The organism is Terrabacter carboxydivorans, assembly GCF_039532035.1.
GTDB classification, from domain to species: Bacteria; Actinomycetota; Actinomycetes; order Actinomycetales; family Dermatophilaceae; genus Terrabacter; species Terrabacter carboxydivorans.
On the sequence record NZ_BAAARE010000011.1, the window covers coordinates 82,017 to 107,356 of the forward strand.

Below are 25,340 nucleotides of genomic sequence, written 5' to 3' on the forward strand. Positions count from 1 at the left end.
ACACCGGCGACCTCTCAGAAGCGAGCGCCCCGACGACCGGCGCGCTCGTCGTCGCCACCCCAGCGCGAGACGAGACCGTCGCCACGGTCGCCACGCGACCCACGTCGGTCGTCACGACCGCCACCGTGGTGCGGGCGCGAGCCACCGCGCTGGCCCTGGCGCGGGCCACGAGGGCCGGCCGGACCACGCCGGTGCTGCTTGGGACCAGCGATGAGGCGCTGGAAGTCGTCCTCGGCGATGGCGACGCCACTGGGCGTCGTCGCGCCGGTCGCCGCGATGATCGCGTCGCCGGGCGTGGCCCGGACCGGCGAGATCTCGAGACCGGCGTCCTTGAGCTGGCGCTCCATCGTCTTGCGCTGGTGCGGCAGCGCCAGGGTCACGACCGTGCCCTTGTCGCCGGCGCGGGCGGTGCGGCCCGAGCGGTGCAGGTAGTCCTTGTGGTCGGCCGGCGGGTCGACCTGCAGGACGACCGAGACGTCGTCGACGTGGATGCCGCGTGCGGCGACGTCGGTCGCGACGAGCACCGGGAGGGTGCCGTCACGGAAGGCGCCGAGCACGCGGTTGCGCTGGCCCTGGTTGAGGCCACCGTGCAGCGCCGCGGCCATGACGCCCTGCTCGCGCAGCTGCAGCGCGATGCGGTCGGCGCCGAGCTTGGTGCGGCAGAACACGACGGTGCGTCCCTCGCGGTTGGCGACCTCGGCCGTGATGACCTTCTTGTGCTGCGGGTCGATGAGCAGGACGTGGTGGTCCATGCCCTCGACCGAAGCGGTGGCGTCGTTCGTCGAGTGCGTCACCGGGTCGGTGAGGTACTTCTCGACGAGGGCGTCGATGCCGCGGTCGAGCGTCGCCGAGAAGAGCAGGCGCTGGCCGTCGGCCGGGATCTTGTCGAGGCTCGTCGTGATCTCGGCCATGAAGCCCATCTCGGCCATGTGGTCGGCCTCGTCGAGCACGGTGATCGCGATGTCGTCCATCTCGACCGCGCCGCGCTCGAGCAGGTCGTTGAGGCGGCCCGGCGTGGCGATGAGGATGTCGACGCCCTTGTTGAGGGCGTTGATCTGGGTCGTGTAGCTGAGGCCACCGGCGACGAGCTTGTGGCGCAGGCCGGCGACGTGCACGAGGGGCTCGAGCGCGTCGGAGATCTGCATCGCGAGCTCGCGCGTCGGGGTGAGGATCAGGGCGTGCGGCTTGCGGGGGCGACGCTGCAGGTCCGCCTCGAGCAGGCGCGTGATGAGCGGCAGGCCGAACGCGAGCGTCTTGCCCGAGCCGGTCTGGCCGCGGCCCAGGACGTCCTTGCCGGCGAGCGCGTCGGGGATCGTCGCGGTCTGGATCGGGAACGGGGCGGTGATGCCCTCGCGGGCGAGGCGCTCGACGATGCGCTCGGGCAGGCCGAGAGCGGCGAAGCCGTTGTCGGCGGCGACGTCCACGGGGCCGTCGGAGATGTCGGCGCGGGTGGCCTTGGTCCAGTTGTCGGCGTCCATGCGCTCGGCCTCGGCGTCCTCGAAGCTCACCGGAGCCGCGGCCGCGAAGCGGTCGGCACCGCGGTCGCCGCGGTCGTTGCGACGGTCGAACGAGGGACGCTCGTCACGGCGCTGGTAGCCGCGGTCTCCGCGGTCGTCGCGGCGCTGGAAGCCACGGTCGTCACGACGGTCGAAGGACGGGCGGTCCTCGCGGCGCTGGAAGCCGCGGTCTCCGCGGTCGTCACGGCGCTGGTAACCGCCACGGTCACCGCCGCGGTCGTCACGACGGTCGAAGGACGGGCGGTCGTCACGGCGCTGGTAACCGCCGCGGTCGTCGCCACGGGCGAAGGACGGACGGTCCTCGCGGCGCTGGAAGCCGCGGTCGCCCCGGTCGTCACGACGCTGGAAACCACCGCGGTCACCGCCGCGGTCGTCACGACGGTCGAAGGACGGGCGGTCCTCACGGCGCTGGAAACCACGGTCGCCACGGTCGTCACGACGCTGGAAGCCCCCCCGGTCACCACCGCGGTCGTCACGACGGTCAAACGAGGGACGGTCCTCACGACGCTGGAAGCCGCGGTCGCCACGGTCGTCACGACGCTGGTAGCCGCCGCGGTCACCGCCGCGGTCGTCACGACGGTCGAACGAGGGACGGTCGGAGGAGCGGTGCTCGTCGCGCGGGGCGCGCCACTCGCGGCCACCGACGTGCGAGGTGCCGGACGAGGTGGGGCGGGAGGAGGTCTTGGGGCCGCCCTGGCCGCGGTGCGGCTTCTTGGAGGCGGCAGCCTTCTTCTCGGTGGTCCAGCGGGCCTTCTTGGGCGCGCCGGAGGAGGTGTGCTTGGGCATACGTGTTCAACTCTCTTGACTCGATGCAGACTTCGCCTCGAGCCGTGAGTCACACCACGACCATGCAGACGAGCCTCAGGCGCAGGAAGACCTGCGCCCCATGTGTACCGGTGCCCGGCATCTGTGCCGTCCGGTGATCGGATCCGCTCCGCGTCGGTGCCGGGCCGCGCCGTCTGCGCGGTCTTCCGGTGGGGGTGTCACCCCGTCGGACGAGCCTGCCCGCCGGGCATCCCCGGCGCCATCTCTTCCGTCGTGATCCGAGGAGACCTCGGAGTCGGATTCCCCAAGTCTAACAGCGCCGCAGCCTCGCCCCGACCACGAGGGCCGCCGCCCCCAGCGCGACGCCGACGAGGTCGAGCACGGCGTCCCACACGTCGCCGGAGCGCCCGGGTAGCAGGAAGTGCTGCACCAGCTCGCTCACCGGCGCGTGGATGGCGAAGACCAGGACGGCGGTGCGCACGGACCCCCGAGCGCGCCCCACGGCATACGTCGGCACGGCGAAGACGAGCAGGTGCACGACCTTGTCGGTCCAGCTGACGGGGCCCTCGACGGTGACGACCGGCCAGTAGAGCGCGAGCAGCTGCACGACGACCGCCACCACGGCGAAGCCGGTGACGAGCCGTCGGGCCGGTGCGGACCGTCGCGGGAGGCTCGTCATGGCACCGCAGTCTAGGTAGGTTGCGAGCAGGTCCCGGACCCGTCGGCGGACCGCGACGAGAGGAACCCCAATGGGCAAGCGCACGGTCACCGTCACCGGCACCGGCAGGGCGGCCGTCTCCCCCGACGTCGTGCGGCTCGACCTGCGGGTCGGTCACGACGCGGCCGACGTCGCGGCAGCGCTCGCCGGCGCGGCCGCGGGCATCACGAGGATCGGGTCGGTCATCCGTGAGCACGACGTCGCGGACGCCGACATCCGCACGCTCGACGCCGCCGTCAACCAGCGGTGGGACAACACCGGGACGGCCGTCGGCTTCACGGCCCAGCAACGGCTCGCCGTCACGGTGCGCCGACTCGAGGCGGTCGGCGAGATCCTCGAGGCCGCCGCCGCGGCCGTCGGCAAGGCGCTCCTCGTGGACCAGGTGCGGCTCGACGTGTCCGACCGCAGCGACGGGCTGCGACGTGCCCGCGACGCAGCCTTCGCCGACGCCCGCGACAAGGCGGAGCAGTATGCCGTCCTCTCCGGCGCACAGCTCGGCGCCGTCCTCGGGGTGGCCGAGACGGGCGCCGTCCCGCTCTCCGGCCCTCGCGAGATGAAGCTCATGGCGGTGGCTGCCGGCGCCGGTGGCATGCCGGTCGAGGGCGGCGACCTCGACCTCGGCGCCTCCGTGACCGTCCGGTGGGAGCTGGCCTGAGCGCCGTCCGAGGGATCCGTCCGACACCCCGCAGCGCCCGCGCCCCGGAATACCGTTCGCGCACCATCCGTTGGGAGATACATGGCTACCACTGACCTGACCGCGCAGTCCTTCGAGAAGACCGTTCTCGACAACGACATCGTCCTGGTCGACTTCTGGGCGTCCTGGTGCGGCCCGTGTCGGCAGTTCGCCCCGGTCTACGACGCCGCGTCGAGCAGCGGTGACAACGAGGGCATCGTGTTCGGCAAGGTCGACACCGAGGCGGAGCAGTCGCTCGCCTCGGCGGCGAACATCACCTCCATCCCGACGCTCATGGCGTTCAAGGAGGGCGTGCTCGTCTTCGCCCAGCCCGGCGCGCTGCCGCAGTCCGCGCTCCAGGACGTCATCGAGCAGGTCAAGAACCTCGACATGGCCCCGATCAAGGAGCAGATGGCGGCCGAGGCCGCCGGGGCGCCCGAGCAGGCCTGAGGCCTCGCGCGCCACACTCGAGTCGACGCGGTGGGTCACCGGCACCAAGTGCCGGTGACCCACCGCGTTGCTCTGCTCCCGGCGGGATCCAGCAGGTGCCGGCGGGCGCACGAGCGAGGTGACGGCATACGCGAAGAGGGCGACCCGCGAACGGGACGCCCTCCTGCGCTGCTGACAACCAACGGCGTGACGTGGCCACCACGGAAGTGGTGGAGGTGGCGGGAATTGAACCCGCGTCCGATGACGAGAAACCAGGGCTTCTCCGGGTGCAGTGCGCTATGGCTTTTCTCGGCCCCAGGGCTCGCACGCACGCGTCCCCTGACAGGCCCAGTTGAGTAAGAGTCCCGCGCAGCCCCCCAACATGACTGCGCAGCAAGTTTCCTAGCTGATGCCAGGCACTGAGTCGGAAACTAGCTCAGGCTGACAGACTTCGAGGCTCGCTCAGGCGGCGAGGGCGAAGTCGGTGCGCTTGGAATTGGCACCTATTGTTTTGCAAGGAGCGTTTACGAGATAACCCTGCATCCTCGACCCGCTTCCCCTGATGCGTCGACCACCGTCGAAACCGATCACCCCCATGAGGGGTGTCCACGTCACGCTGTTGACTTGTCAAGCTGCCCTGCGCTCCACCGAGGTGGAGACCACAGTATGCAGGAGGAACGCTCGGGCGGTCCAAGCCATTCCCGGTCGGCACGGGTCGAGGAGCGGGTCGAGGCACGGGTCGAGGCACGGGACGAGCAGGGCCCGGGCCTCCGACCGCGGAGGCGGGCTCGGACGCGGAAAGGCGGGCGAGCCCCGCGCCAGTAGGCTGCCGATCGTGGTCGACGCGGACCACCCCAGTCGCCCCCGCACCCTGGAGGTCCGATGTTCCGCAAGGTGCTCGTCGCCAACCGAGGCGAGATCGCCGTCCGAGCCTTCCGGGCCGCGACGGAGCTCGGCGCCCGGACCGTCGCCGTCTTCCCCTACGAGGACCGCAAGAGCGAGCACCGGCTCAAGGCGGACGAGGCCTACCAGATCGGCGAGGAGGGGCACCCGGTCCGCGCCTACCTCGACCACGAGGCGATCGTCGCGCAGGCCGTCGAGGCGGGTGCCGACGCGATCTACCCCGGCTACGGCTTCCTCTCCGAGAACCCTCTCCTCGCCGAGGCGTGCGATGGGGCCGGGATCACCTTCATCGGTCCGCCGGCCTCCGTGCTGCACCTCACCGGCAACAAGGCCCGCGCGATCGCGGCTGCCCGTGACGCGGGCCTGCCGACGCTGCGGGGGTCCGACCCGGGCACCGACCTCGACGCCCTCGAGGCAGCCGCCGAGGAGATCGGCTTCCCCGTCTTCGTCAAGGCGGTCAGCGGCGGGGGCGGCCGAGGCATGCGCCGGGTCGAGGCCCGAGAGAGCCTTCGCGAGGCGCTCGAGGCCGCCCAGCGCGAGGCGGAGTCCGCCTTCGGCGACCCGACGCTCTACCTCGAGGAGGCGGTGGTCAACCCCCGTCACATCGAGGTGCAGGTGCTCGCCGACGGCACCGGCGAGGTCGTCCACCTCTACGAGCGCGACTGCTCGCTCCAGCGCCGCCACCAGAAGGTCATCGAGATCGCACCGGCGCCGAACCTCGACGCCGACACCCGGGCCGGCATGTGTGCCGACGCCGTGGCCTTCGCGCGCTCGATCGGCTACGTCAACGCCGGCACCGTCGAGTTCCTCCTCGGGCAGGACGGGCGCTACGTCTTCATCGAGATGAACCCCCGCATCCAGGTGGAGCACACCGTCACCGAGGAGGTCACGGACATCGACCTCGTCGTCATGCAGATGCAGATCGCGTCGGGCGACACCTTCGCCTCGATGGGCCTGCGGCAGGACGACATCCGCACCAAGGGCTTCGCGATGCAGTGCCGCATCACGACCGAGGACCCCGCGAACGGGTTCCGTCCCGACGCCGGGACCATCACGGTCTACCGCTCCGCCGGGGGTAGCGGGGTCCGGCTGGACGGCGGCACGGTCTTCGTCGGCGCCGAGGTGAGCGCCCACTTCGACTCGATGCTCGTCAAGCTCACCTGTCGCGGCATGACGTTCCCCATCGCCGTGCGGCGCGCCCAGCGGGCGCTCGCGGAGTTCCGCATCCGTGGCGTCTCGACCAACATCCCCTTCCTCGAGGCCGTGCTCAGCGACCGCGTCTTCCAGGACGGCCTGGCGACGACGTCGTTCATCGACGAGCGGCCCGAGCTGCTCTCGGCCCGCGTCAGCGCGGACCGCGCCACGAAGCTTCTGACCTACCTCGCCGACGTCACGGTCAACCGCCCCAACGGCCCGGTCACGACGCGGGTCCGTCCGCGCACCAAGCTCCCCGAGCTGCCGGACACCCCGGTGCCGCCGGGCGCGCGCGACCGGCTCGTCGCCGAGGGTCCGGCCGCCTTCGCGCGGTCCCTGCGCGAGGCCACCGGGGTCGCCGTCACCGACACGACCTTCCGCGACGCCCACCAGTCCCTGCTGGCCACCCGCATGCGCACCCGGGACCTGCTCCACGTGGCCCGGCACGTCTCGCACCTGACGCCGCAGCTGCTGTCGATGGAGGCCTGGGGCGGCGCCACCTACGACGTCGCCCTGCGCTTCCTGGCGGAGGACCCGTGGGAGCGACTGGCCGCCCTGCGTGAGGCCATGCCGAACATCCCCCTCCAGATGCTGCTCCGCGGGCGCAACACGGTCGGCTACACCCCCTACCCGACGGCCGTCACCGACGCGTTCGTGCGCGAGGCGGCCTCGACGGGCCTCGACATCTTCCGCATCTTCGACTCCCTCAACGACGTCTCCCAGATGCAGCCCGCCGTCGAAGCCGTGCTCACGACCGACACCGCCGTGGCCGAGGTCGCCCTCTGCTACACCGGCAACCTCATGAGCCCGGACGAGCACCTCTACACCCTCGACTACTACCTGCGCCTCGCCGAGCAGATCGTCGACACCGGCGCCCACGTGCTCGCGATCAAGGACATGGCGGGCCTGCTGCGCGCACCCGCTGCCGCTCGTCTCGTGCGTGCCCTGCGTGAGCGCTTCGACCTGCCCGTCCACCTGCACACCCACGACACCGCAGGCGGCCAGATCGGCACGCTGCTCGCGGCCATCGACGCCGGGGTCGACGCCGTCGACGCCGCCACCGCGACGATGGCGGGCACGACGAGCCAGCCCTCGCTCTCGGCGCTCGTCGCGGCGACCGACGACACCGACCGGCCGACCGGCCTCGACATCACCAACGTCTTCGCGCTCGAGCCCTACTGGGAGGCGGTGCGCCACCTCTACCGCCCCTTCGAGTCGGGGCTCGACTCCCCCACCGGCCGCGTCTACTTCCACGAGATCCCGGGTGGCCAGCTGAGCAACCTGCGCCAGCAGGCGATCGCCCTGGGCCTCGGCGACCGCTTCGAGGCGATCGAGGACATGTATGCCGCCGCGAACCGGATCCTCGGCAACGTCGTCAAGGTGACCCCGAGCTCCAAGGTCGTCGGCGACCTCGCGCTCGCTCTCGTCGGCGCGGGCGCCGACCCGAAGGACTTCGAGGACGACCCGCAGAAGTACGACATCCCCGACTCCGTCATCGGCTTCCTCAACGGCGAGCTCGGCGACCCGCCCGGGGGGTGGCCCGAGCCGTTCCGCACCAAGGCCCTGGCCGGGCGCCGGTCGAAGCCGCGCCTGACGAAGCTGACGCCGGAGCAGGAGCGCGACCTCGACGAGGCCCCGAGGCGCACCCTCAACCAGCTCCTCTTCCCGGGCCCGACCAAGGAGTTCGAGTCCTCGCGCGAGTCCTACGGCGACCTCTCGGTGCTCGGCACGGTCGAGTTCCTGCACGGACTGGAGCAGGGCGAGGAGTACGAGGTCGAGATCGAACCGGGCAAGGTGCTCCTCATCGGCGTCCAGTCCATCGGCGAGGCCGACTCCAAGGGCATGCGCACCGTCATGTGCACCCTGGGCGGCCAGTTCCGACCGATCCAGGTGCGCGACCGATCGGTGGAGGCCGACGTCAAGTCCGCCGAGAAGGCCGACCCTGGAGCGACCGGTCAGGTGGCGGCGCCGTTCGCCGGCGTCGTGACGCTCGCGGTGGCCGAGGGCGACCGGGTCGAGGCCGGAGGCGTCGTCGCCACCATCGAGGCCATGAAGATGGAGGCCAACATCACGAGCCCGACCGGGGGCACGGTCTCCCGCGTGGCCATCGGCACCCAGCAGCAGGTGGAGGGCGGCGACCTGCTCGTCGTCATCGCCTGACCCGACCCACGGGTCGTGGACCCCGGGACCTCGCCCCCGGTGGGGGCACGTTCGCCCGGGCGGACGGCATACGCACCGTTCTCGTGTGCGGCCAGCCCTGCCCTCGCTACGCTCGACTGTCGGGGGAAGAGCGAAGCAGGTGCCTCATGGGCGATCCCGAACAGCGTCCTACCGGGCCCGCAGCGTCGGGGCCGGACGGACACGGCGGTCTCAGCGCGAGCGGGTGGGCGGCCGTCACGGCCCTCGGAGCCGCGGCGATCACGGCCGCCGTCACGCTCGTCACCCACTTCGTCCCGTCGTCGGTCCCACCGCAGCAGGTGGTCGGGGAGGCGGTGAGCCCCTCCCCGACCGCGGGAGCACCCGTGTCGGCTCCCGTCCCGTCGTCGTCGGTGACGTCCCCCCGGTCCGGGCTGCTGACCCGCCTGGCCGGAACCTGGTCCGGCCCGGCGAGGTCGGGGTCGCAGCGCTACACCATGACCCTGGTCGTGACGAGCTCGTGCGCCGAAGGCCTGCCGTGCGGGACCCTGACGACCGACCTGTTGCCGTGCGTCGGCCCCATCAGCCTCGTCAGGATCAACGACGGGCCCGAGTTCGACTTCGCGACGGGGTCCTTCAGCGCCGACAGCTCGCCGTCCTGCGCCCTGCGCACGAATGGCGGCGACTACTTCCTTATGGGGACCGACGTGCTGACCTACCGCACCGGCTACGACGCCGGCCTGAGCGGCACGCTGCGCCGACGGGGCTAGGCGGCCCGGCTCAGCTCGCGCACGAGACGCAGGGCGTCCTCGACGGAGCCCGTGACGTCGGGGATGGGGAAGAGCGTCGCCCGCACGACGCGGTCCCGGTCGACCACGAGCGTCTGGCGCTTGAGGCGCGTCGCACCACCGGCCCGGAAGGTGGGCAGCCGCAGCGCCGTCGTCAGCTCGAGGTCGGCGTCGGACAGCAGCGGGAAGCGGATGCCGTTGGCCGCGGCGAACGCCGCCTGCTCGCTGGGGCGCTGCGTCGAGACGCCCACGACGGCAGCACCGAGGGCCGCGAACTCGCCGAGGCGGTCGCGGTAGGTGCACGACTCGAGCGTGCAGCCGATGCCGCCGGGGATCTCGTCCGCTCCCGGGAAGGCGTTGCCGGGGTAGCAGTAGACGACGGTGAGCGCCTCCCCCGAGACGGGCTCCAGGGTGTGCAGCCTCGGAACGGCCTGTCCGACGAGGGCGGCCACGCGAGCTGCCTCGTTCGAGTCGGTGGCGGCGCCGGCGTCGGGCGCCCCGTCACCGAGCAGCCAGGTGTCGCCGAACTCCTGGAGCGCACCGAGGACCGGAAGCGCTCCGCGGCCCACGGCCGTGAGGACGTACTCGTGCCGCAGCGGCCGCTCGGAGTAGACCCGGCGCTCGAGGATGCCGTCGGCGACGAGGGCGTCGAGGCGTTGGGTCAGGACCTTGCGGGAGATCCCGGTCTCGGCGACGAGCTGGTCGAACCGCATGCGGCCGCCGGCGACGTCGCGCAGGACGAGCAGGCTCCACGGGTCGCCGAGGACGCCGACGGCGTGGGCGATGCCGCAGGAGTCGTCGGGCTGCGCGTGCCGCCTCGTCATGTGCCCATCCTAACTGAGTTCCCAAAAGAGACTCACTATGGTCTGATGACGTGGTGAGAGATCTCAGGGACCTGCCACGCGTCGTCTGGGTGCTGGCCGCCGGCCGTCTCGTCAGCTCGGCCAGCGCCTTCCTCATGCTCTTCCTCGTGCTCTACCTCACCGGACCGCGCGGGCTGGGGGTCGTGCCGGCCGGTGTCATCGCCGGCTCGAACGGCGTCGGGGCTCTGCTCGGCAACCTCACCGGGGGCCGCTTCGGAGACCGCCACGGGCACCGCCGCGTCCTGCTCCTGACGGCCAGCGTCGTCGGCGTCCTCACCGCCCTGATCCCGTGGCAGCCGGTGTGGCTGCTGGCCGTCACCATGCCGATCACCGGCTACCTCGGCGCCGTCGCATCGCTCGGGCAGGGCGCCCTCGCGGCGCTCGCCGTGCCGCCCGGGTCGAGGCGGTCATCGGTGGCCGTCAGCCGGGCCGCCTCCAACGCCGGCTTCGTCATCGGGCCGCCGCTCGGGGCGCTGCTCGCCACCCGCGGCTACGACACCCTCTTCGTCCTCGACGGCGTCCTCACCCTCGTGCTGCGCCACGTCACGTCACGGTTCCTGCCGGACGAAGCTCCGGTGACCCGTGCCGAGGGCGCGCCCACCGGACTCTGGCGCGCCGTCCGGGGCGACCGGTCGCTGCTGCTGCTCCTGGCGGGGGTCGTCCTCGTCGACCTCGTCTACCGCCAGCTCTACTCCACCCTGCCCCTGCACCTGCGCGACCACGGGCAGCCGCTCGCGCTCTACACCATGCTCGTCGCGATCGGCTCGGGCCTCATCCTCGCCCTCGAGATCCCCGCGGCCCTCTGGTTGCGCGACCGCCCCGCCATCCCCGTCATCGCCACCGGATACGCCCTCGTCGCAATGGGTTTCGTCATCTTCGGGCTCACCTGGCTCGGCGTCGCCGTCGGCGCGGTCGTCGCCATGGTCGTGCTCACCGCCGGGGAGATCCTCTACAAGACCACCGCGACCGCGCACGTCCTCGACGCCGCTCCGACACACCTCGTCGGGCAGTACCAGGGCCTCTACACCGGTGCGGCGACGAGCGGCACGATGCTCTCGGCACCGCTCGGCGGGATCGTGTATGCCGCGTCGCCGGGACTGCTGTGGCCGCTCTGTGGCGTCGTGGCCGGCACCGGGGCGGTGCTGGCCCTCGCCGCCGGGCGGGTGGCCCGAGGCAGCGTGGCCGCCGACGCGACGAGGTCCGGCGGGCTACCAGGACCCGGACGAGGAGCCGCCACCGCCGCCGCCGGAGAAGCCGCCCCCGCCCGAGAAGCCCGATGAGCCGGACGAGCCGGGCGTCGAGGTGAAGGTGCCCGTCGACGTCGTCGAGAACGAGTCGACTCCTGCGGCGATGCTCGTGAAGTCGGGGAACGCGTTGCCGCTCCAGACGTACCAGGTCGGCATGATGAGCGGCTGGTTGGCCGCCTCGGCCGCCTTGGCGACGTCGGCGAACGTCCGGGCCCACCGGTCCGCGACACCGAACACCACGGCATACGGCAGGTAGCGGCTGAAGACGTTGGACGCCTCCTCGAACTCGATCTGCCCCGCCTCGGCGGTGGTGAGGTACTCCTTGAAGCCGAGCGACTGCGCGAGCACCGCGGAGCCCTCGGCCGTCTTGGCGGCCATGCGCCCGCCGAGGACCCACACGATGAGGCCCGCCACGATGAGGCCGATGCCGAGCGCCACTCCCCCGCTGAAGCCGCCGCCGAGGATGGCGCTCACGGCCGGCCGCCCGTAGAAGAGCACGAGGCCGCCGAGCGCGGCGATGACGAGACCCAGGCCCTGCCAGGCGCCGCGCTGCGTCTGCGGCGAGGAGCGGAACCAGCCGCGGGTCACGACCTCCTGGTACATCGCGCCCTGGATGCGCTTGAGCGTGCTCGCGAAGGTGTTCTTCAGCTCCGACAGGCGCACGACGTCGCCGCGGGTGGAGAAGACGCCGTCGAGCAGCTGCCGCTCGTAGGGCAGCAGGCGCTCGTCGGCCGGCGGGGCCAGCCGGGTCAGGCTCCAGTCGGTGCGGCTGAACAGGCCCTCGCCGCCGATCTCCTCGATGCGCAGGAACCCGCGGACCGCGAGGTCGATGAGGGTGGCGGACACGTCGATCGGGTTGGCCGTCTCGTCGATGATGGTGCCGACCATGCCGGGCTGCACCCCCCGAGGCGGCTGGAACTGCACCGCGACGGTGGAGGAGCCACCACGGACGGTGGCCGCGGCCGGCGTGCCGTCGCCGGGGGCGCCCGTCCCGACCGCGGGCGACAGACCCGGGGTGAGGTCGGCGTAGCGCTCGTCACGTCCGCGCGTCCAGACCAGCGCGCCCATCACGGCGAGGGCGAGCACAGGGGCGCCGATCGCTCCGGCCCAGGCCGCCGCGTTGGCGGCGGGTGCCGCGTCCGAGCCGACCTGCGAGCCCGAGTCACCCTGGCGGACGTCGGCCCGGACGTCGGTGAAGGCCGAGGCCGGGTAGGACGCCAGGACCGACATGGCGTCGCCGGAGGCCAGGGCGTCGGCCGAGAACTGCGCCGGCTCGCCGGGGGTCGCCCGGCACGGGGTGTCGGACCGGCTGACCCCCTGGTAGCAGGCGACCTTCGTCGAGGCCGTCGGCGCGTTGACGGTGATCGACACCTTGTCGCGCTGCGTCGTCTCGTTGGTGCCGAAGACGTTGTAGTAGAGCTCGACCGTGGACGCCTGGCTCGAGTCGGGGGCCGGCTTGCCGTCAGCCGTGATCGGGTTGAGCACGTTGTGCAGCGTGTAGGCGACCTTGTAGACCTGCGTGCCGCTGGTGTACTGGTCGGCCGACCCGATGCGGATCTCGCGCGCGGCGCCGTTGTCACTCACCTGGAAGGCGGCCGGTGCACCGCTCGGGCTCGAGACCGCGACGTCGGTCAGGTCGTAGTAGCGGTAGCGGTTCTCCTCGTTGTTCCAGCCCATCCGCACGACGACGTCACGGAAGATGCCGTGCCGCTGCTCGCCCGACGGGAAGCGCCAGGTGATCGTCTCGGTCACCTTCATGCTGCCGTCGGGCTGGAGGTCGTAGACGGCCACGAAGGAGTCCATGCCCTCGTCGCCCGCGGCATACGCGCTGCCCATGGGCGCGAGGACAAGCAGGGCGGCCGCGAGGAGGAGCCCCAGCACGCCGAGGCGCCGGCCGTGCCGCGCGCTCGGTCGGGTCGATCCGGTCGATCCAGCCATCGGGTCCTCCACGTCGTTGGTCCCACCCATCCTGACACCGGACGCAGCGTGCGGGCGGGCGGTTCCGGTCGCCCGACCACGTGTCGTGCGACCCTCGGTGGAAGCCCGTCAGCGGCGGCGGTTGGCCGCGCTCATCGCGCGCTCGGCCTCGCGGTTGTCCTGGCGCTCACGCAGGGCGTGACGTTTGTCGTACTCCTTCTTGCCCGTCGCGATGGCGATCTCGACCTTGGCCCGGCCGTCCTTGAAGTACAGGGACAGCGGCACGATGGTGCGGCCGCTCTCGCGGGTCTTGTGGGCGATCTTCTCGAGCTCGGCCCGGTGCAGGAGCAGCTTGCGCTTGCGCCGCGGGGCGTGGTTGTTCCACGTGCCGTTGAGGTACTCGGGGATGTGGACGTTCTCGAGGTAGAGCTCGTCGCCGGTGAACATCGCGAAGCCGTCGACGAGGGACGCACGGCCCATTCGCAGGGCCTTGACCTCGGTGCCGGACAGCACGATGCCCGCCTCGAAGGTGTCGTCGATGAGGTAGTCGTGTCGGGCCTTGCGGTTGCTCGCGATGAGCGACCGCCCCTTCTCCTTGGCCACCGGACGTCCTTCCGACTCGTTGTTGCGACCACGGCGCGCGTGGGCGCGCGGGTGCTGGGTGTGCTGAGCCGCGGGAGGCGGGTCAGCGCACCAACGCTACCCCGAGACCGTGCCCGGCTCAGAGTCGGTTTCGCGCCCGCTCGCCGCTCAGAGCCACTTGCGCGGGTCGACCGGGGTGCCGTCCTCGTAGACGCCGAAGTGCAGGTGGCAGCCGGTGGAGTAGCCGGTCGTGCCGGAGTAGCCGATGAGCTGACCCCGGTTCACCGAGCCGCTGAACTTCACGATGCTCGTCAGGTGGTTGTACGTCGTCACGAGGTCGACGCCACGGTGGATGCCGTGGTCGATGACGACCTGGTTGCCCCAGCCACTCGCACGCCAGCCGGCGCGGATGACGTCGCCCGGCGCCGCAGCGTAGACGGGGGTGCCGCACGGGATGCCCCAGTCGAGACCGTCGTGGAGCATCCACTTCTTCAGGATCGGGTGCCACCGCATGCCGAAGCCCGACGTGGTGGGCCCGTTGGCCGGGTAGGTGAGGTAGTTCGACGGCGTCGGGTCGCTCTGGACCGGCGGCGGGTCCTTCGGCACGTAGACCTGCCCGCGCTTCTTCGCCGCGGCCGCCTTGGCGCGCTCGGCCCGGATCTTGGCGTCGCGCTGCGCCTTGAGCCTGGCCAGGCGCTGCTGCTCGGCGATGCGGGCCTTGCGGGCCTGCTCGACGAGGATGGCCTGAAGTCGGTTGGACTCGGCCTGCGCCGACGCCAGGTCGGCGGCCTCGTTCTGGCGCTGCGCCGCGAGGTCGGCAGCGGCGCTCGCCTGCTTGGTCTTGAGCTGGTCGAGCTGCGTCTTGGCCGCGGCGGCGTTCTGCGCGGCCGTGATCGCGTTGTTCTTCGCGATGATGGACTGGTTCTTGGCCTGCGTGGCAGCAGCGGCAGCCGCCTCGGCCCCTTGCAGGGCGGCCTCCGCCTGGCGCTTGAGGTCGTCGATCTCACCGCGCACGGACGTGAGGTACGAGCGCGTCGAGGTGTTGTCGACGGTCATCGCCGCGAGCTTGTCGATGGTGTCGCTGGCGACGGCGCTGGCTGTGTCGGCCATGACGAGCCGGTTGGCGAAGTCCTGCGGCGACGTCGACCCGAAGACCATGCCGAGCTGGGACTCCTGGTCCGAGCCCTGGAAGACCTCGGCGGCGTACGAGTCCAGGGCGTCCTGGCTCGAGACGAGGTCGGTCGAGCTCTTGGCCAGCTGCTCCTTGGCGCGCTGCTCGTTGGCCTGGGCGACGGCCAGCCGCTGGGCGACCTCGTCGTTGTAGGCGCGGGCCTTGGCCTCGGCGGCGACCGCACGGGCCTCGGTGTCCTCGGCGGCCGCCTGCGCGGCCTGGGCCTGGGCCTGGGCGCTCTGGGCGGCGACGACGCGCTGCTGCGCGATGGGCAGGGCGGCGTTGGTGCGCTCGAGGTTGACGTAGGCACGGGCGAGCGAGGCGTTGGTGCCCTCGAGCTGCTGGCCGAGGGCCGCGATCTTCTGGTCGTTGCGCTTCTTCTGGTCCGAGACCGAGTCGGCACGCGCGACGAGGGCCGTGCCCACGGACACGGAGCACGCCACGACGAGCCCCGCCGCCGTCAGTCTCGTCGCGGGACCGCTCTTCTCAGAACGCCTCATGAGCCACATATGCTCCATTGGTACCACAGGTCACTCCCGTTGGGGAGATTTCGCCTGGATCGGGGCTTCGGGTCCTGCTCGACGTGGACAGCATGCACCGTGGGACGGGTGCCCCAGGACAAACGGGACAACCGCTACCGCCCGATCCCGGCGCCGGCGCCGGTGTCCGCGGGAGACGGTCGCCGGAGGGGGGCGCTCAGACCCGCAGGTAGCGGCGCAGCGTCACCCACGAGGTGAGGCTCGAGAGCACGACGACGCCGAGGATGACGAACGGCGCGACGTAGTAGACGTCGGCCACCCCGATGAACGCCGTGTCGGTGAGGGCCTGGCTGAGGAAGCCCACCACGCCGTAACGGACCGTGGCCCAGAGCATGCCCATCGCCAGCACCGCCCCGAGCACGCTCGACAGGACCGTCTCCATGACGAACGGGAAACGGATCGTGAAGTTCGAGGCCCCCACGAGGCGCATGATCCCCGTCTCGCGGCGCCGGCTGAAGGCGGTCTGGCGGATCGTCGTCGAGATCAGCATGACGGCGGCGAAGACCATGAGCGAGGACAGCGCGATCGCCGCCCACGACACGGTGTTCATGAAGGTGAAGAACTTCTCGAGGAGCTTCTTCTGGTCCTGGACGTCGGCGACGCCGGGCATGCCCTTGATCGAGCTCGCGACGACGTCGAACTTGCTGGCGTCGTTGAGGTTGACCCGGTAGGAGTCGGCGAAGTAGGACTCCCCGGCCCGTGCCAGCGGCGAGTTCTTGTAGGTCTGCTTGAAGCGGTCGTAGGCCTCGTCGCGGGACTCGTAGAAGACGTCCTTGACCGTGGGCTTGAGCGCCTCGAGCTCGGCCTTGATGGCGGTGCGCTGCGCGTCGGTCGTCGCCTCACCCGCACAGTTGGTGAAGCGGGTCTTCTCGGCGCAGAGCATGACGGTGACCTGGACGCGGTCGTACCAGTAGTCCTTCATGGTGTCGACCTGCCGCTGGCCCATCAGGCCCAGACCGAGGAGGTACATCGAGATCATCGTGACGATGACGACCGAGACGGCCATCGAGAGGTTGCGCCGGAGGCCGTTGCCGATCTCACCGAGGAGGAACTGGAATCGCATGTCGTGTCTCGCTCCGTCTCGGGCTCAGCGGTCGCTCGTGTGGACTGCCTTGTGCCGGCGGAAGATCCCGCCCTTGGCACGCGGTGCGTCCGCGTCACGCCCGATGGGCGCCAACGCCCCCTCCCGGTCCCCCGCCTCCGGGCCACCGGGGGCTCGGGTGGCTGCCGGGTCGCCGGCGTATGCCGTGGGGGCCCCGTCGTCGCAGCCGTCGGGGACCTCGGGGTCGGCCGCAGGACGCGCCGCGCCCTCGTCGCCGAGGCGGATCCGCGGGATCGAGCCGGTCGTGTAGTCGCCCGCCTCCATGTCGCTGACGAGCACCCCGCCGTCGAGGCGGATGACGCGCTTGCGCATGGCGTTGACCGTGACCGTGTCGTGGGTCGCCATGACGACGGTGGTGCCGGTGCGGTTGATGCGGTCGAGCAGCTGCACGATGCCGAGGCTCGTGTCCGGGTCGAGGTTGCCCGTCGGCTCGTCGGCCAGCAGGATCGGCGGCCGGTTGACGAAGGCGCGGGCGATGGCGACGCGCTGCTGCTCGCCACCGGAGAGCTGGTGCGGCAGGCGCTTCTCCATGCCCGCGAGGCCGACGAGCTCGAGCGTCTCGGGCACCGTCTGGCGGATGCGGGCGCGGCTGCTGCCGAGCACCTGCAGGGCGTAGGCGACGTTCTGGAAGACCGTCTTGTTGGGCAGCAGGCGGAAGTCCTGGAAGACGCAGCCGATCTCGCGCCGCAGGGCCGGGACCTTGCGCTCGGGCAGGCGGTCGAGGTCGCGGCCGGCCACGAGGATGCGGCCGCGCGAGGCGTCCTGCTCCTTCATGACGAGCTGCATCAGCGTCGACTTGCCCGAGCCGGACGTGCCGACGACGAAGGCGAACTCGCCCCGCGGGATCTCGAGGTTGACGTCGTCCAGGGCCGGACGCGTGGTCCGGGGGTAGGTCTTCGTGACGTTCTCGAAGAGGATCATGCGTCGGGCCTCGACTCGTACTGGGCTGGGCGTCAGCGGGACAGCAGCTGGGCTGGGTGGGCACGTGCCGGCATACGCCGACGGTCGTGCACGGGACCGCCTACGAGGCTACGGGCACCGGGGCGAATCACCCGGAACCCCACGGGACCCGGCGTGGCGGGCAGACCGTCGGGTTGCCGGCTCAGCACACGACCGAGGTGAGGCCCTGCCCCGACTCCGAGCCCGCGCGGGCGATCTTGCCCCAGCCCTGCGTGCACGAGGCCGTCGTGCGCACGGGCACGGAGTAGGTCAGCTGCTGGCGGTTCGCGCCCGTGGTGAAGCCCCGCGTCTCGGGCTCCCCTCGCACGGCGATCCCGACCGACGACCGGTAGGAGAAGCCACGGAGGTGGTACTGGTCCCAGACGTAGACGGACGCGAAGTTCATCCACGCCGATCCGCGGGAGTCCTGGCACCAGCCGATGTACTGGCGCACCGTGAAGGCGGACATGCCGAGGTCGGCCACGACCTTCTTGTCCCCGATCTGGCGGACGCTGCTGCACGGCAGGGACGCCGAGGACACGGTGGGTGAGGCGGTCGCGGCCGGTGCTGCCGACGCCGACGCGGCGAAGGTCACGGTGACGACGATCGAGGCGAGCAGGGCGGCCACGGCCGCGCCCAGACGGTGGAGGGGTGACATGGGCGGAACCTCTCAGGCGGGTTCAGGTGCTGGCCCGACCCTACGAGCGACCAGGGTGACGCGCCCGTCGAAAGGCTGAATCGCCCGATGTGTCAGTCCTGCTGGCGGTTCTGGCCGATCTGCCAGCGGATGCCCGCCTCGATGAAACCGTCGATGTCGCCGTCGAAGACCGCGCTCGGGTTGCCCGTCTCGTACTCGGTGCGCAGGTCCTTGACCATCTGGTACGGGTTGAGGACGTAGGAGCGCATCTGGTCACCCCAGCTCGCCTTGACGTCGCCGGCCATCTCCTTCTTGACCGCGGCCTCCTCCGCCTTGCGCTGCAGGAGCAGCCGCGACTGGAGCACGCGGAGCGCCGCGGCACGGTTCTGGATCTGGCTCTTCTCGTTCTGCATCGACACGACGATGCCGGTCGGGATGTGCGTCATGCGCACGGCCGAGTCGGTCGTGTTGACGCTCTGCCCACCGGGACCGCTGGAGCGGAAGACGTCGATCTTCAGCTCGTTCTCGGGGATGTCGACCGAGTCGTCGCTCTCGATGAGGGGGATGACCTCGACCGCCGCGAAGCTGGTCTGGCGACGGCCCTGGTTGTCGAACGGGCTGATCCGGACGAGGCGGTGGGTGCCGGCCTCGACCGACAGGTGGCCGAAGGCGTAGGGCACGTTGACCTCGAAGGTGGCGGACTTCAGACCCGCCTCCTCGGCATAGGAGGTGTCCATGACCTTCGTCGGGTAGCCGTGGCGCTCGGCCCACCGGAGGTACATGCGCATGAGCATCTCGGCGAAGTCGGCGGCGTCGACGCCACCGGCCCCCGAGCGGATCGTCACGACGGCCTCGCGCTCGTCGTACTCCCCCGACAGCAGGGTGCGCACCTCGAGCTCGCCGACGTCCTTCTTCAGGGTGGCGAGGTCGCGCTCGGCCTCCTCGAGGGTGGCGGCGTCGTGCTCCTCCTGGCCCATCTCCACCAGGGTCTCGAGGTCCTCGATGCGGGCATCCATGCCGAGGACGCGGTCGCGCTCGGAGTTGGCGCGGCTCAGGGCGCTCGTCACCTGCTGCGCGGCATCGGGGTCGTCCCAGAGGTCGGGGGCTGAGGCCTGCTGCTCGAGCTCGTCGATGGTGCGGGCGAGCTCGTCGAGGTTCGTGACCCCGCGCACGGAGTCCATCGTCGCGCGCAGGTCCTTGATCTCTTGCGTGAAGTCAACAGCCACGAGGCAGCAGCCTACGGCAGCGCGGACGGCCGCCGCGCACGCCGGCGCTGCCGCGCGGTCCCCATGTCGTGGGGGTCTCCCGCGGGTGCGACGTGAGGGCGCGTGGCCGACAGGACGTTCGGCCCTGCCGTACGGCGGCCGGAGACGTCATGCTCGGAGAGGGACGGCTGCCCGTGCGTCGTCACCACTGCCGCGCCAGGGACGCAGGAGGAGGTGGGCACGATGACGGTCAGACCGGCACCGGACAGGCCCCGCATCCGGATCGGGACCGTCCTGCCCGAGCAGCCGCGGCGCGCGCACCACTGGAAGTGGTGGCTCGGAGCGGTCGTGGGCCTCGTCCTCGCTGCCCACCTCGTCGGCGGCTGGTACCTCGCCGGCCGCATCGACACCCAGGTGCTCGCCGCCACCCCCGGAACGACGACACCTGCCTACGACGACGCCCAGGTCGTGTCGCTCGAGGGCGACCACGTCACCCTGCGACGCGGTCGCGACGCCGCCGCCAACTTCGAGGCCACCGCCTCCTACGGGCTGGCCTGGCCCGGCGGCACCGGACACGTGGGCCCGGCGTCGGTCAACCCGGACGGGACCGTGACCCGGCCCCTCGACATCGTGACCGGGGTCCGCCCGAAGGCGGGTCAGGGCGCCGCCATGGAACGTGCCTACTACTTCGGCGACCCGTCCAGCGCTTTCGGGCTCAAGACCCGCACCGTCACCATCGCCGGCGCACCGGCCTGGTACGTGCCGGCCGGCGCCCCCACCAAGGGCAAGGCCGTCGCGATCTTCGTGCACGGCCAGAACGGCACCCGGACGGACGGTCTCCGCTTCGTCGAGGCGGCCCACCGGGCCGGACTGGCTGCGCTCGTCATCGGCTACCGCAACGACGCGGGAGCCCCGCGCGACCCCTCGGGCCGGCTGCAGTACGGCGCCACCGAGTGGCGCGACCTCGACACCGCCGTGGCATGGGCGCAGGCCCAGGGCCTGCGCCGCGTCGTCCTCGCCGGCCAGTCGATGGGAGGGGCGATCGTCGCGGCGTTCCTCGAGCACTCGCCCCGCCGGAGCGCGGTCAGCCGGATCTTCCTCGACTGCCCCGTGCTCTCGCTGTCCCAGATCGTCTCCAACGGAGCGGGTTCGGCCCTGCCCGGCGGACTGCCCGTGCCGGGGAGCATCGTCTGGGCGGCCGAGAAGATCGCCGGGGTGCGCTACGGCGTCGACTGGGCAGCCGTCGACTACCTCGACGACACGAGCTGGCTGCGGGTGCCGACCCTGGTGACCCACGGGACGGCCGACCCGACCGTGCCCGTGGCCGGCTCCGAGCAGCTGCGCGACGCCGCCCCGAAGCTCGTCACCCTCGCGGAGTTCCCCCGGGCGCTGCACGCGGAGTCGTGGAACTTCGACATGTTCCGCTGGGACGACGCGGTCGTGTCCTTCCTCCGGCCCGTCACGCACTGAGCGAGCCCTGCCCGGACGGCTCCGGGCGGGTCGCCCGACCTCTCGCGACCCAGCCCTGCGCTCGGGATCCGGAGACACGCATCGGGCCCACGGCATACGCCGTGAGCCCGATGTGGTTGCGGTGCAAGCTCCCCCGAGCGGGTCGTGCGGTCCGGTCAGTAGTTGCCGGCCATCCAGCGGATGTCCTGCGCGCTGGGCTTGGTCATCATCGTGTTGGAGTTCGTCGTGGGGTACATGACGCTCTTGGTCGACGTCGAGTGCGGCAGGCCGCCGCAGTGACCGAGCTCGTGGATGGCCATGTGCTCACCCACGTTGACGTAGGTGAAGGTCGGCGACAGGTGGACCGTGCAGCCGGTGATGATGCTGCCGCTCGTGACGAGGGTGGCGTCGCCGACAGCACCGTCGACGGTCGAGTTCTCGGCGACCACCGTGATGTTGGCCTTGGTGGCGTCGGTGGTCATGACGACGTTCCAGCCGGACTTGCTCCACTCGGACACGGCCTCGGGGACCTTGAACGAGTTGTTGCCTCCGGTGGCGTCGTAGACGAGGGCCTGGGTGGCCCAGTGGCCCCAGTAGGCCGCGGTGGCCGTGGGGGCGGGCTTGGCGGCCTGCGAGGGTGCCGCGGCGCCGACGGCGAGGCCGACGGCTGCCAGGACGACGAAGATGATCCGCTTCATGTGCCTTCTCCTGCTGTGGGGGATGGTGCTGGGGGCTCAGGACTGGCGTGGCTCCATGCGGTGTTGAGACAGACGCCGAGACCACTCGGGGGTGAGTGGTCTCGAGGGGATTGGCGCTGTTTGTCCAAATTATCTTTTACGTGCCTGTATGCGGTCTTTTTGACGATCTCTTGACCAATCCCGGCGATTTGCTGGGACAACTCCCAGCCAACGGTCGGGCGACGACCGGGCGGGGAACGGCAGCGGCCTCAGCGGCTACGCGGATGGGTGGGCCGTGCTGCTGGCGCCGAGCACGACGAAGGCCCGCCCCGGCGAGCGGGGCGGGCCTTCGTCGTGCGGTTCGGTGGTGCTCAGCAGGAGGTCGCGGTGCCGGAGCCCTTCCACGTGCACGTGTCCACCGTCGCGCCGGAGGCGCTCTTGAGGTATGCCGTGTCGCCGGTGTTGTTCCAGACGTACCAGGACTTGTTGTAGTAGCGGTGGGCAGCCGTGGCGGTCCCGTGGCCGGTGTGGACCGTGACGCTGGCCCCGGCCTTGAGCGTGAAGCTCGGGAAGCGGTAGGTGTAGCCCGTCTTGTCGCGCAGCGTCCAGCCCGTCAGGACCCGGTTGCTCCGGGTGGTGTTCTTGATGACGACGTACTCGGCGTTGAGGCTGGCGTTGCTCCCGGTGTCGGCGCCGGGAGAGTTGTACTGGACCTTGGAGATCATGATCGCCGGGAGCGCCTGCGCGGAGCCGGCTGCGGCGACGGGGGCCACGACGGCGAGGCCGAGACCGGTGGTGGCCACGAGGGCCTTGGTGATGAACGAGCGCATGGTTCCCTGTCTGTCGTCGCGGCACCTCGGCCGCGCCACGTGCGGATGGCGCCGTCCGTCGGACGGCGCCATCACTCCCTGTCTCGACGCACGCGCCACCAGGCCTTGGACGTGCTGGGCGGCGCGGGCGTCTGCCCCGGACGGTAGCGGGCGCCCGACCCGTGCGTGACCGTTTTGCGAGATGTAGGCCGTTTCTCCGACGGACCCGGTCAGGTCAGCGAGGCCCGCGCCCGGGAGGTCACGGTGATCGTGACGCTGCCGCCGAGCGACTCGAGCACCCAGCCGCTCATCGGCAAGGTGGCGGTCCCCTGCACCGTCACCACGGCGGTTGCTCCGTCGCTGGCGCCGGAGCGGGGGACGACGGACCACGACGTGATGCCGGGCGGCATCGGCGTGCGGGCGAGGTGGGCAGCCGCCGCGGCGGCCACGGACTCGTCGGTGAGGGCGAGCTGGTCGAGCACGCCGCCTTCGTAGGCGGCCCGTTCGTCGAGCGCGTCGGCGGCGTCGAGGGCCGCCGAGTCCGCAGCGTCGAGCAGTCTCATCCGCGCCAGCTGTGCGGCCGTGACGTCGACCGCTCCGAGCACGAGCAGGGTCGCGAGGACGAACAGCCCGAGGGCGAGCACCCCGATCTGGCCCTGGTCGTCGGAGGCTTGCGGACGCGGCCGCACCGAGAACCGCGCCATCCACCGAGGCCTCCGCCTCGCCGAGCAGCCCGGCATCCAGCTTGACGGGAGCGAGCGTGGGCGCCCACCGGGGCGCACGGCATACGCCCTCTCCTTCTCGACGCTCATCGGGCCACGAACCTGTCAACCGAGGCCACGTGGGTCGAGGAGATCGTCACGGAGGCAGGCACGTGCGCGGCGATGAAGTCGGGCACCAGCGGCAGGCGGACCTCGATGCTCGCCGTGGAAGTGACCGACCCGTCGGGCCGCAGGCACGGCGACCCGTCGCAGGACACCGAGACCTCGGCGCCGTCGTCGAAGGCGAAGTCGGTGAAGGCCAGGGACGCGGCGGCTCGGGCCCGAGCGAACCCCTGGTCGTCCGAGGCGGCGGTGACGAAGGCGCGCCCCGCCTCGCGCCCCGCGAGGGAGGCAGAGAAGGAGGCGGCCTGAAGGCGCGCCGCGGTGAGCACGAGGTAGGTCAACGGCAGCAGGAGCAGGATGCCGAGGAAGATGAACTCGAGGATCGCGCGGCCCTGGTCCGGTGACGCGGGCTCGGGTCGACCGGCAGCACGTCGGCGGGCGGCGGCCCGGACGAGGTCGTGGGGGCGCATCATCGGATCGCCCCCGACACGACCTGGTCCTCGCTGAAGGCGCGTCCCGACACGGTGAGCGCGCCGGACGGACCGATCGGGCCGATCACCGGCAGTGGAGCGCTGACACGGACCTCCACGACCCGAACCCCCGAGGTGGTCACAGTGCTCGCAGCCCTGACGTCCTGGGCGAAGGACGCGCTGAGGGACGAGGTGATGAGCGCCGTGGTGCGGCTCACCCCGTCAGCCGCCTGCGCGTCGGCCCGGGCCCCGTAGCGCGCACCCTCGGACGCCGCCGAGATCAGGGTGTTGCGCACGTACAGAGCCAGCCCGAGCTGGAAGACCCCCATCGCGACGAAGAGCAGGAGGGCCGCCACCATCACGAACTCCGCGACGGCCGACCCCTGCTCACGGTCAGACCCACGGGCCCCACCGGGAGGGTGGTCGGCGCCAGTCCCCCGGGCCCCCGAAAGCCGTCGGGGATTCCCACACGCCGTCTGCACCGACCGGCGCCGGACGTGCGCCAGCAGCTCTCCTGGACTCCGGACCGCCGCGAGACCGCGAGGCGTCACGGGCCCTTGACGTTGGAGATGGCGTCGCTGAAGAGCTGCCCGAGCTGCGGCCCGGCGATGGCCCACAGAGCGGTGACGAGCCCGGCCGTCATGATCGTGATGAGCACCCAGCCCGGCACGTCGCCTCGATCGCGAGCCCCTGGGATGCGGCGTGACACGGCGGTCAGGAGCGCCGCTCGCGCGCGGTTCTGGCTGGTGATGATGCGGTTCATTCTCTTTCTCCCTGTCTGGTGGTGCGGTGTGCGACGTCCGGAGAGCCGGTCGTCAGAGCTTGAGGTGGAGGAAGCTGAGTCCCGGGTAGAGCGCGAAGAGCACGGTGACCGGCAGGGTCAGGAAGACGATCGGGACCATCATGTAGATCTCCTTCTTGCCGCCCTCCTCCATGAGGGTGCGGCGCCCGTCCTCGCGGACGTCCTGGGCCTGCGCCCGGAGCACCTCGGCCAGAGGTGTCCCGCGCTCCACCGCGACGACGATGCCGTCGACGAAACGCGTCAGGCTCATCAGGCCGGTGCGGTCGGCCAGACCCTGCAGGGCGGTCGGCAGGTTGGCGCCGGCGCGAGCGTCTGCGAGGCAGCGCCGCAGCTCGTCGGAGAGCTCACCGTGCGACAGTCGGCAGACCCGTTCGAGGGCGCCGACCGCCCCCTCACCCGCGCTGACGGCCAGGGCGAGCAGCTCGGCCACCGTGGGGAACTCGGTCAGCATGCGTGCCTCGCGGCGGGTCGCCGCCCGGCTGAGGAGGTAGTCACGGCCTGCGATGCCTCCGAGGACGCCCACGATGACCATCGAGACCAGGACGGGCACCGGGAAGCGACGCTGGGCCACGGCGACGACGGCTGTGAACGCCAGGCCCACGAGGGCTCCGACGGCGCCGGACAGGACCTGCTCGGCTCGGAAGCGCTCGACGTCTGCCGGCTGACCGGCCCGAAGCTGTCGGCGCTCCACGGAGGAGGCCCCACCGAGCATCGAGCCGACACCGGACCCCAGCCTCGCGACGTACGGCGCGACGAGCTCGCCGAACCCGAACGGTCCTCGCGGGGGCGCGGGGCGGGCGAGCAGGGTCGAGGGACGCGGCGTGTCCCGCAGGTAGGGCTCGAGACGGTCGTCGAGGGTGGGGCGCCGGTTGACCGGCAGGCCGGCGAAGACGAGGGACAGCCCGGCCACGAACAGCACGCCGGCACACGCGCCGACCCACGACCAGCCCTCTCCCAGAAGGCCGCCCACCCTGGTCATGATGG

General features: G+C 71.5%; 23 protein-coding genes and 1 other RNA gene. 6 read left to right on the top strand and 18 right to left on the bottom strand.

From position 1 onward, the window contains the following. Positions 1-14: 14 nt before the first annotated feature. Positions 15-2,303 (bottom strand): DEAD/DEAH box helicase, encoded by a 2,289-nt coding sequence (locus ABD297_RS13455; protein ID WP_344255462.1) that lies wholly within the window; start codon positions 2,301-2,303, stop codon positions 15-17. 289 nt (positions 2,304-2,592) lie between these two features. Then, the gene (locus tag ABD297_RS13460) at positions 2,593-2,961 is read right to left on the bottom strand and encodes a VanZ family protein (RefSeq protein WP_344255463.1); all 369 of its coding nucleotides are present in this window, start codon (positions 2,959-2,961) and stop codon (positions 2,593-2,595) included. Positions 2,962-3,031: 70 nt separating this feature from the next. On the opposite strand from ABD297_RS13460, the gene ABD297_RS13465 reads away from it, so the two are divergent. Together ABD297_RS13465 and trxA are read left to right on the top strand one after the other, a co-directional pair. Continuing rightward, positions 3,032-3,655, top strand: a complete 624-nt coding sequence (locus ABD297_RS13465; protein ID WP_344255464.1) for an SIMPL domain-containing protein — start codon at positions 3,032-3,034, stop codon at positions 3,653-3,655. 81 nt (positions 3,656-3,736) lie between these two features. Further along, entirely contained in the window at positions 3,737-4,123 is a 387-nt protein-coding gene (gene trxA / locus ABD297_RS13470) for a thioredoxin (protein ID WP_344255465.1), read from the top strand. Between the two features lie 207 nt (positions 4,124-4,330). Here trxA and ssrA read toward each other — a convergent pair. Next, positions 4,331-4,697, bottom strand: a transfer-messenger RNA (tmRNA) gene (gene ssrA / locus ABD297_RS13475). A gap of 287 nt (positions 4,698-4,984) precedes the next feature. On the opposite strand from ssrA, the gene ABD297_RS13480 reads away from it, so the two are divergent. Both ABD297_RS13480 and ABD297_RS13485 read left to right on the top strand, forming a co-directional pair. Continuing rightward, positions 4,985-8,359: a pyruvate carboxylase gene (locus ABD297_RS13480; RefSeq protein WP_344255466.1), complete on the top strand. Its 3,375-nt coding sequence runs from the start codon at positions 4,985-4,987 to the stop codon at positions 8,357-8,359. 146 nt (positions 8,360-8,505) lie between these two features. Then, the gene (locus tag ABD297_RS13485; RefSeq protein WP_344255467.1) at positions 8,506-9,105 is read left to right on the top strand and encodes a hypothetical protein; all 600 of its coding nucleotides are present in this window, start codon (positions 8,506-8,508) and stop codon (positions 9,103-9,105) included. Here the strand turns inward: ABD297_RS13485 and ABD297_RS13490 are convergent. Beyond that, on the bottom strand, positions 9,102-9,947 hold the full coding sequence (locus tag ABD297_RS13490; protein ID WP_344255468.1) for a winged helix-turn-helix transcriptional regulator: 846 nt from the start codon (positions 9,945-9,947) through the stop codon (positions 9,102-9,104). The genes ABD297_RS13485 and ABD297_RS13490 overlap by 4 nt on opposite strands. Before the next feature lie 53 nt (positions 9,948-10,000). Here ABD297_RS13490 and ABD297_RS13495 point away from each other — a divergent pair, with 53 nt between their 5' ends. Next, positions 10,001-11,266 carry an MFS transporter gene (locus ABD297_RS13495; protein ID WP_344255469.1) on the top strand — a complete coding sequence of 422 codons (1,266 nt, stop codon included), beginning with the start codon at positions 10,001-10,003 and terminating at the stop codon, positions 11,264-11,266. Here ABD297_RS13495 and ABD297_RS13500 read toward each other — a convergent pair. The 7 genes from ABD297_RS13500 to prfB all read right to left on the bottom strand — a co-directional run bounded on the left by ABD297_RS13500 (position 11,195) and on the right by prfB (position 19,346). Then, positions 11,195-13,171: a DUF2207 domain-containing protein gene (locus ABD297_RS13500; RefSeq protein ID WP_344255470.1), complete on the bottom strand. Its 1,977-nt coding sequence runs from the start codon at positions 13,169-13,171 to the stop codon at positions 11,195-11,197. The two genes, ABD297_RS13495 and ABD297_RS13500, sit on opposite strands and share 72 nt — an antisense overlap. A 108-nt stretch (positions 13,172-13,279) precedes the next feature. Further along, a complete protein-coding gene (smpB, locus tag ABD297_RS13505; protein WP_147067463.1) occupies positions 13,280-13,753 on the bottom strand; it encodes an SsrA-binding protein SmpB in 474 nt (157 codons plus the stop codon). 147 nt (positions 13,754-13,900) lie between these two features. Next, complete coding sequence (locus ABD297_RS13510) at positions 13,901-15,403, bottom strand: peptidoglycan DD-metalloendopeptidase family protein (RefSeq protein ID WP_344255471.1); 1,503 nt, start codon at positions 15,401-15,403, stop codon at positions 13,901-13,903. Positions 15,404-15,599: 196 nt separating this feature from the next. Beyond that, positions 15,600-16,505, bottom strand: coding sequence for a permease-like cell division protein FtsX (gene ftsX / locus ABD297_RS13515; RefSeq protein ID WP_344255472.1), 906 nt, complete (start codon positions 16,503-16,505; stop codon positions 15,600-15,602). Between the two features lie 24 nt (positions 16,506-16,529). Further along, the gene (gene ftsE / locus ABD297_RS13520; protein WP_344255473.1) at positions 16,530-17,465 is read right to left on the bottom strand and encodes a cell division ATP-binding protein FtsE; all 936 of its coding nucleotides are present in this window, start codon (positions 17,463-17,465) and stop codon (positions 16,530-16,532) included. A 181-nt stretch (positions 17,466-17,646) separates the two neighbouring features. Further along, positions 17,647-18,141 carry a hypothetical protein gene (locus ABD297_RS13525; RefSeq protein ID WP_344255474.1) on the bottom strand — a complete coding sequence of 165 codons (495 nt, stop codon included), beginning with the start codon at positions 18,139-18,141 and terminating at the stop codon, positions 17,647-17,649. Positions 18,142-18,233: 92 nt separating this feature from the next. Then, positions 18,234-19,346, bottom strand: coding sequence for a peptide chain release factor 2 (gene prfB, locus ABD297_RS13530; RefSeq protein WP_344255475.1), 1,113 nt, complete (start codon positions 19,344-19,346; stop codon positions 18,234-18,236). Between the two features lie 222 nt (positions 19,347-19,568). On the opposite strand from prfB, the gene ABD297_RS13535 reads away from it, so the two are divergent. Further along, entirely contained in the window at positions 19,569-20,795 is a 1,227-nt protein-coding gene (locus ABD297_RS13535) for an alpha/beta hydrolase (protein WP_344255476.1), read from the top strand. A gap of 155 nt (positions 20,796-20,950) precedes the next feature. Here ABD297_RS13535 and ABD297_RS13540 read toward each other — a convergent pair whose 3' ends face one another. From ABD297_RS13540 to ABD297_RS13570, 7 genes are all read right to left on the bottom strand, one after another. Next, positions 20,951-21,472, bottom strand: coding sequence for a M57 family metalloprotease (locus ABD297_RS13540; protein ID WP_344255477.1), 522 nt, complete (start codon positions 21,470-21,472; stop codon positions 20,951-20,953). 350 nt (positions 21,473-21,822) lie between these two features. Continuing rightward, complete coding sequence (locus ABD297_RS13545; protein ID WP_344255478.1) at positions 21,823-22,281, bottom strand: lamin tail domain-containing protein; 459 nt, start codon at positions 22,279-22,281, stop codon at positions 21,823-21,825. A 209-nt stretch (positions 22,282-22,490) separates the two neighbouring features. After that, positions 22,491-22,964: a pilus assembly protein TadG-related protein gene (locus ABD297_RS13550; protein WP_344255479.1), complete on the bottom strand. Its 474-nt coding sequence runs from the start codon at positions 22,962-22,964 to the stop codon at positions 22,491-22,493. A gap of 104 nt (positions 22,965-23,068) precedes the next feature. Next, positions 23,069-23,557, bottom strand: a complete 489-nt coding sequence (locus ABD297_RS13555; RefSeq protein WP_344255480.1) for a pilus assembly protein — start codon at positions 23,555-23,557, stop codon at positions 23,069-23,071. Continuing rightward, positions 23,554-24,171 carry a TadE/TadG family type IV pilus assembly protein gene (locus ABD297_RS23720; RefSeq protein ID WP_425581170.1) on the bottom strand — a complete coding sequence of 206 codons (618 nt, stop codon included), beginning with the start codon at positions 24,169-24,171 and terminating at the stop codon, positions 23,554-23,556. Before ABD297_RS23720 ends, ABD297_RS13555 begins: the two co-directional genes overlap by 4 nt. After that, a complete protein-coding gene (locus ABD297_RS13565) occupies positions 24,102-24,317 on the bottom strand; it encodes a hypothetical protein (protein ID WP_344255481.1) in 216 nt (71 codons plus the stop codon). The genes ABD297_RS23720 and ABD297_RS13565 overlap by 70 nt, the downstream gene beginning before the upstream one ends. 52 nt (positions 24,318-24,369) lie before the next feature. Continuing rightward, positions 24,370-25,335, bottom strand: coding sequence for a type II secretion system F family protein (locus ABD297_RS13570; RefSeq protein ID WP_425581173.1), 966 nt, complete (start codon positions 25,333-25,335; stop codon positions 24,370-24,372). Positions 25,336-25,340: the final 5 nt, after the last annotated feature.

Excerpts from the sequence above, each read along its gene's own strand:
- ftsE (WP_344255473.1), bottom strand. The coding sequence starts at position 17,465 with ATGATCCTCTTCGAGAACGTCACGAAGACCTACCCCCGGACCACGCGT.
- trxA (WP_344255465.1), top strand. The coding sequence starts at position 3,737 with ATGGCTACCACTGACCTGACCGCGCAGTCCTTCGAGAAGACCGTTCTC.
- ABD297_RS13455 (WP_344255462.1), bottom strand. The coding sequence starts at position 2,303 with ATGCCCAAGCACACCTCCTCCGGCGCGCCCAAGAAGGCCCGCTGGACC.
- ABD297_RS13535 (WP_344255476.1), top strand. The coding sequence starts at position 19,569 with ATGACGGTCAGACCGGCACCGGACAGGCCCCGCATCCGGATCGGGACC.
- ABD297_RS13545 (WP_344255478.1), bottom strand. The coding sequence starts at position 22,281 with ATGCGCTCGTTCATCACCAAGGCCCTCGTGGCCACCACCGGTCTCGGC.
- ABD297_RS13480 (WP_344255466.1), top strand. The coding sequence starts at position 4,985 with ATGTTCCGCAAGGTGCTCGTCGCCAACCGAGGCGAGATCGCCGTCCGA.
- ABD297_RS13490 (WP_344255468.1), bottom strand. The coding sequence starts at position 9,947 with ATGACGAGGCGGCACGCGCAGCCCGACGACTCCTGCGGCATCGCCCAC.
- ABD297_RS13555 (WP_344255480.1), bottom strand. The coding sequence starts at position 23,557 with ATGATGCGCCCCCACGACCTCGTCCGGGCCGCCGCCCGCCGACGTGCT.
- ABD297_RS13550 (WP_344255479.1), bottom strand. The coding sequence starts at position 22,964 with ATGGCGCGGTTCTCGGTGCGGCCGCGTCCGCAAGCCTCCGACGACCAG.
- ABD297_RS13525 (WP_344255474.1), bottom strand. The coding sequence starts at position 18,141 with ATGTCACCCCTCCACCGTCTGGGCGCGGCCGTGGCCGCCCTGCTCGCC.
- ABD297_RS13570 (WP_425581173.1), bottom strand. The coding sequence starts at position 25,335 with ATGACCAGGGTGGGCGGCCTTCTGGGAGAGGGCTGGTCGTGGGTCGGC.
- ABD297_RS13500 (WP_344255470.1), bottom strand. The coding sequence starts at position 13,171 with ATGGCTGGATCGACCGGATCGACCCGACCGAGCGCGCGGCACGGCCGG.
- ABD297_RS13485 (WP_344255467.1), top strand. The coding sequence starts at position 8,506 with ATGGGCGATCCCGAACAGCGTCCTACCGGGCCCGCAGCGTCGGGGCCG.
- ABD297_RS13540 (WP_344255477.1), bottom strand. The coding sequence starts at position 21,472 with ATGAAGCGGATCATCTTCGTCGTCCTGGCAGCCGTCGGCCTCGCCGTC.
- ABD297_RS13465 (WP_344255464.1), top strand. The coding sequence starts at position 3,032 with ATGGGCAAGCGCACGGTCACCGTCACCGGCACCGGCAGGGCGGCCGTC.
- ABD297_RS13460 (WP_344255463.1), bottom strand. The coding sequence starts at position 2,961 with ATGACGAGCCTCCCGCGACGGTCCGCACCGGCCCGACGGCTCGTCACC.
- ftsX (WP_344255472.1), bottom strand. The coding sequence starts at position 16,505 with ATGCGATTCCAGTTCCTCCTCGGTGAGATCGGCAACGGCCTCCGGCGC.
- ABD297_RS13565 (WP_344255481.1), bottom strand. The coding sequence starts at position 24,317 with ATGAACCGCATCATCACCAGCCAGAACCGCGCGCGAGCGGCGCTCCTG.
- ABD297_RS13510 (WP_344255471.1), bottom strand. The coding sequence starts at position 15,403 with ATGAGGCGTTCTGAGAAGAGCGGTCCCGCGACGAGACTGACGGCGGCG.